We start from the raw sequence: 6,010 nt of genomic DNA, 5'->3' as shown, positions 1-6,010 counted from the left end.
ACTTTAAAATCGAAACTTCTGCCCCTTCTCTTGGCAATTTCTGCTAACTGGCCCTACACCAGGGCCTCACAGATGCTTCTGTAAGAAAAAATGCCGTTCAAAGAACGGCATTTTATATTTGATCAAAAAGCTACACACCCAATCTTCCAGTCAAGAGATTTTCAATTAAAATGGTACATGCTCCTACCGCGATGGAATCATATTCCGGGTTGGCCTTTACAAAACGAATATTATCAGAGACAGCACGTTTGGTGGCAGTTTCTACCGCAGTTTCATAACACAAGGGCGAAAGATCCATGAGCAGACCAGAAAAAATTACAATTTCAGGCCCTAAAAAATTGATGTAGTTGGAAAGTCCGTATCCAATGCACATACCAGCATGGGTTAGCAACTCGCTGCATAGCAAGTCTCCCTCTTCCGCTGCTTGGCAAATATCTTGAATAGTTACATCGGTAGGATTTTTTCGAATGGACGAGATTCGACCCAGCTTACTGGCCGAAAGGAATCTTTTTAAAATGGAATGAATCGAAGAATAGCATTCGACACACCCGTAGTTTCCACATGAACACCGTTCTCCATCAATGCAGATACCCATGTGACCAAAGGCAGTGTCCTGTCCATCTTTTGTTCGAATTAACCGCCCATTCGATGCAAAACCTGCACGAATTGTTACGCCACAGTTCAGATATAATACATTGGAATATCCAGCTCCCATAGAGTAATATTGCTCAGTCAATGCGGCAGCGTTCACCGAAATATCAGACTTACAGATATATCCGGTAGCCTTTTCAAAGAGCTCGCACAAATTGGCGCCAATCCAATGCTCATTTAAATACAAAATAATAGGTCGGGTCAGAATTCCTGTCTCATAATCCAGCGCTCCAAATATACCAATCCCAATTCCCAAGACATCTTTCGCATCGATGTGGTTAGCCTCAAGTTGCTCAAAAATAAGCGAAGAAACGTGGGAAACAAATTCTTCGGGAGTGAAGCTTGTTTCCATTGGAAACCGCTGATCCGAAATCACTCGATTTTTAAAGTCTGTAATTGTTAAATTGAATCGCAGGGCACCAAAAGAAACCCCTACAACATAACGCTTGGGAAAAACATCATAGAGTAACGGCGGTCTGCCACCGCTTGATTCGGCAACACCCAACGTAATAATTAGATTTTCTTGCTCCAAAGAAGCAAGAATGCGATTCAATGTGGACATAGTAAGCTGCTGTTGTTCCGCAATTTTTTGCTTAGTGATGGGGCCATCCTTTTGAATTTGATTAAGAACATTCCGCGCAGTGTCCGATAGCGATTCGATGGTTTTAAAATCAAATGGCATAAATAAACGATCCTTTTAACTAACCTTTTTTTTATTGTATGAAAAGTGTATCGATTTGTCAAATAGTGGATGATTTTACAAACACTTTTATTCTTTATGGATGAAAGTTGTGATGTTGTTGCCCAATTTTACCTCTATATAATCGGTTGTTTTAACAAAAATGAAATAAAGTTATTGACTTTAGCAAGTTTTACGAGTAACATTAGTGTCACATTAATTCAAAACGGATGAAAGTTCAAACGACCTGCCCGGGAAGACGGTTCCACTTTTATCCGTTTATGAACAAAAGGAGGGTTTCTCGGTGCAGAAGGAAAACACAATATCCGACACTGCAGTTCAAAAGAAATGCAGCGCCAAAGATTACTGGAAGATTTTTGGTGTATTTACAAAATTGGGTATGGTTGGTTTTGGCGGTGGTAATGCGCTTATTCCAATTTTTGAAAAGGAATTGGTGGAAAAACAAGGTTGGATGGACGAAGATGAATATTATCAGTTTGTGGCTTTTAACAGTTTGATTCCAGGTGCAATGCCGATAAAGTTTGCCATTTGCGCGTTAATGCGGCGGTTTGGCATGATGGCGGCAATTTTAGGTGCTATTGCCGTTACGCTACCCACGTCTTTAATTTCGTTTCTTCTGTTAACATTGCTGTATTTTTCCAATCCTGATTTCATCAGTAAAATTGAATTGGGAATTGCAGGATGCTCTATGTTCATCATTGCTTTGATGTTCATGTTTGTACGAAAAATACTGCAGAAAGCGAAAAAGAATGGCTATTACAAAATTAGCGTGATTGTTTTTATTGGTGCATTTTTACTGACTTGTGAAAACAATGTGCGTAGTTTGTTTACTAAGATGACCGGAATTGCCATTCCGGAATCTATTCCGGTGGTATTTAATGTCACCATGCTGGATTTGATGCTTACCGCATTTTTGTTTGTGATTATCATGTCTTTTGCACAAAAAAAGTGGGTACTTTATTTGGCGGGCGCTATTATTGCTCTATATTTAATTGATGTTGGAAAGAATGGTTGGTTCCCGGCCGAATGGTCAGTGTCGAATTGGTGCATCTGGGCGCTTGTAGCAATCGCCTTGGTGTTAGCGGTAGTTTCTTATCGGCAAAAAAGTACTTCCGCTCCTCAAAAATTGGGGAAAATTCCTTACTTACGTGAAGGGTTAGTTACATGGGGTGTCAGCTTTTTAGTTTCATTTGTGGTTGTAGCGCTGATTCCCATTTTGGTTCCGAATGCACCTTTTGGGGAATATTTCAAAATTGCGATGGATTCATATTTGAGCTCCGTTGTATGTTGGGGAAACTATATTCCTATTTCGGAAGCTTTCTTTGTAACAAATGGCCCGATTTCCTCGGAAGTGTTCTTCAATCGGATTTATGCGGTGGCCAATGTGCTTCCTGGAGCCAATATTACAAAGGTCACGACTGGCGTTGGATTTGTACAGGGCTTGGAACACAGTTACATTGGTGCGGTGTTGTACTCCATTTTGGGCTCTAACGCAGGTATGTTTGCCGGTATCCAAGCCGGTATCATGATGGTGCTGGGTTTTGAAAAACTCAAAGGCAGTAAAATGTTTGATTTGTTGGACATTTATATTCGTCCAATTTTCTGTGGTGCAATCATCTCTACAGTGATCAGCCTGTTGCTGCAGGGGATTAATATTGCAAATAAAAATGGAATTTCCGGTGTTTTTGCAACATTATTCCTGATTGCGCTTTTGATCTTTAACTTTGTTAGCATGATCAAAAAATGGAAGTTAAATGATGTAGTACTTCTATTCGGTAGTGGTGTGGTCTCTTTCTGCGTATTTACGGCAGTAGGAATGATGATGTAATGATTTAGAAAGAAGTGAGGTAGAATATGGAACGTTTAACACAAAACGAAGTACAGTACCTGAACGATAAGGCGTATGAAATTCGAGAAAAAACCATTAATATCGTGGCGGCAGCCAATTGGGGACATATTGGCGGTTCTTTTTCCATCGCGGAGATTTTGGCTTGCTTGTATTTCCGGCATATGAGAGTAGATCCCAGCAATCCAATGTGGGATAAAAGAGATTATCTGGTACTGAGCAAGGCACATTGTTCTCCGGCTCTGTATAGTGCACTTTCCATGAAAGGCTTTTTCCCATTTGAAGATACATTTACATACACAAAGGTGAATGGACTTCCTTCTCACTTGGATATTCATTGTACGCCGGGTGTAGAGTGCTCTGGCGGTTCCTTGGGACTTGGCTTGTCCTATTCTGTAGGTATTGCATGTGGCTTACGTTTAAAAGAAGGGGATTCTCAACGGGTTTACTGCATTGTGGGAGACGGCGAGATTGCAGAAGGACAGTTTTGGGAGGCTGCAATGTCGGCTGGACAGTTTAAATTGTCCAATCTGATTTTGTTCATTGATGCCAACCGTGTGCAGGCAAAGAGCTTTGTTCATGAGGCAATGCCCCAAGAACCCATTGCTGATCGGATGAGAGCATTTGGTTGGCATGTAATTGAAGTTGACGGCCATGATGTTGTAGAAGTAAGTAATGCTATCTATTGTGCAAAATATGTAGACGTATACGGAAAGCCTATTTGCATCGTGGCAAAGACTTGCAAAGGAAAGGGAATTGACGAATGTGAGTTTAACCATGCTTGGCATTCCAAACCACTGCCCAAAGAAAAGGCGGAAGAACTCTTAGAAGCATTGGCCAAAAGGTACGGCAAGCAAAGCAATGGGGTATTGCATATTGAGCCAAAAACAGATAACGGCAGTTTGAAAGCAGTGTGGGAGGTATAAGTATGAAATACTATGAAAGAAAGTACAACGAAGAGTTTGGCGCAAAATTAGCTGAACTGGGTGAGATTCACAAAGAGATTGTAGTAGTAGATGCGGATCTTCATAACTCAACAGGGGTGACTCAATTTAAAAATAAATATCCTTCACGCTTTTTCAATGTGGGAATTGCGGAAGCCAATATGTTTGGCGTGGCCGGCGGCTTGGCACGTGTGGGCTACATTCCGTTTCCAGCTACCATTTCTTCTTTTACGGCGCGTAAATGCTTGGATCAGATTTATATGAATATTTGTTGGCCGCGTGCTAATGTGAAGATTCCGGGTTCACATGGCGGTTTGGCAGGTGCGGAAACAGGACCTTCGCACAATGTGGCAGAGGATTTGGTTATCATGCGTTCTTTGCCCAATATGCGCGTTCTGGATTTGGGAGATAACCGTGAGTTACGCAGTGCAATGGATGCCATGATGGAATACGATGGACCGGTGTATTTTCGAGTACCTCGCGTAAACATGCCTGTGCTTTTTGACGAAGGTTACAAATTCCAGTGGGGAAAAGGCGCGTTGCTGAGAGACGGTACAGACGTTACCATCATTAGTGAGGGAATTATGACCGGTGGAGCTTTGGCAGCCGCTGAACTTTTGGCACAAGAGGGAATTTCGGCACAGGTGGTTCACATGGGATGCATCAAGCCTTTGGATGAGGAACTGACGATTGCTTGTGCACAAAAGACCGGGGCGGTGCTAACGGTAGAAAATGGTCGGATCTATGGCGGTTTGGGAAGTGCCGTGGCTGAAACGCTTGGTGAAAAATTGCCTACCAAGATGAAAATGATGGGTATTGGCGACGAAGTGATTACCAGCGGATCTCTTTCAGATCTAATCCGGCATTATCATTTGGCGCCGGCCGATATTGCTGCACAGGCAACTGCGTTGATTCGAAATTAAGTGTGTCTCATCTGCGGAATTATATTCCGCAGATGAGATTTTTTCAAAGATAGGCGGTGGTATAAAATGATTTATCGAAAAAATCAGTGTGAAGTACGAGAGCTGTCGCAGATATGGGGTGGCGAAGGAACAATAGAGGTGACCCATCTTTTGGAAAAAAACGGAGCAGATTTTATGGGAAAAGGGAGAACATTTGCGCGTTTTCGCCTGCCTCCCGGAAGCTCTATTGGAACGCATGTTCACAAAGGAGAATCAGAAATCTACTATGTTTTAAGCGGAAAAGGGCTATACTTTGACAATGGCACCTGGACCCCTGTTCAAGCGGGAGATGTTCTGGTTACAAAGCCTGATCAAGAGCATGCGGTAGTCAATAATACGGTATATGATTTGGATCTTATAGGGTTGATATTGTATCAGTAAAGTGACCAAGAGAAAACGGTGAGAACGGGGCGACAATGTGAATGGAAAAATGTAAAAAAGCGATATTCCTTGTATTGGGACCGGTTGGCTTGGCTATTTGCCTATTTGTTCCAATTTTCGGAATGTCTTACAGTGCACGCGCGGCCATTGGAACCTTGTTATGGATGGGTGTCTGGTGGGTTACTTTGCCTGTAAGCGTGGGATTGACCGGCTTTATTCCTTTGGTTGTGAATGCAGTACTGAATTTAATTCCGATGGAAAATTTAATAACCAAATACGCCAATGAAACCATTTTTCTGTTGATTGGTGCGGAATTAATCTGCATTTCTTGGGCTGTAACCGGTCTTGATAAAAGGATTGCATTGAAGTCTCTTTATCTGATTGGCCCGTCTCTCACACAACAACTGATTGTCTGGTTTACGGTGGCAGTTGTTCTGTCTATGTTTCTTCCCAATATGGTTGTCTGTGCGATGCTTTCTCCAATTGCTTTGTCGATGCTTCGGTGTGTTGGTGAGGACAATGTGCA

General features: G+C 42.2%; 6 protein-coding genes. 5 read left to right on the top strand and 1 reads right to left on the bottom strand.

Features of this window, described 5'->3' with window-relative positions; translation table 11 throughout:
* Positions 1-130: 130 nt before the first annotated feature.
* A complete protein-coding gene (locus AB5H98_RS12440; RefSeq protein WP_367926215.1) occupies positions 131-1,333 on the bottom strand; it encodes an ROK family protein in 1,203 nt (400 codons plus the stop codon).
* A 301-nt stretch (positions 1,334-1,634) separates the two neighbouring features.
* Here AB5H98_RS12440 and AB5H98_RS12435 point away from each other — a divergent pair, with 301 nt between their 5' ends.
* From AB5H98_RS12435 to AB5H98_RS12415, 5 genes are all read left to right on the top strand, one after another.
* Positions 1,635-3,179: a chromate transporter gene (locus AB5H98_RS12435; RefSeq protein ID WP_367926214.1), complete on the top strand. Its 1,545-nt coding sequence runs from the start codon at positions 1,635-1,637 to the stop codon at positions 3,177-3,179.
* Between the two features lie 26 nt (positions 3,180-3,205).
* Positions 3,206-4,123: a transketolase gene (locus AB5H98_RS12430; RefSeq protein WP_367926213.1), complete on the top strand. Its 918-nt coding sequence runs from the start codon at positions 3,206-3,208 to the stop codon at positions 4,121-4,123.
* Between the two features lie 2 nt (positions 4,124-4,125).
* A complete protein-coding gene (locus AB5H98_RS12425; RefSeq protein ID WP_367926212.1) occupies positions 4,126-5,064 on the top strand; it encodes a transketolase family protein in 939 nt (312 codons plus the stop codon).
* 66 nt (positions 5,065-5,130) lie between these two features.
* Entirely contained in the window at positions 5,131-5,484 is a 354-nt protein-coding gene (locus AB5H98_RS12420) for a cupin domain-containing protein (protein ID WP_367926211.1), read from the top strand.
* 41 nt (positions 5,485-5,525) lie between these two features.
* On the top strand, positions 5,526-6,010 hold a 485-nt coding region (locus tag AB5H98_RS12415), incomplete at its 3' end, for an SLC13 family permease (RefSeq protein ID WP_367926210.1).

The organism is uncultured Ruthenibacterium sp., from assembly GCF_963558415.1.
Taxonomy (GTDB): Bacteria; Bacillota; Clostridia; order Oscillospirales; family Ruminococcaceae; genus Ruthenibacterium.
The sequence above is the reverse complement of the archived record's forward strand: the minus strand, read 5'-3'. Positions and strand labels throughout refer to the sequence as shown.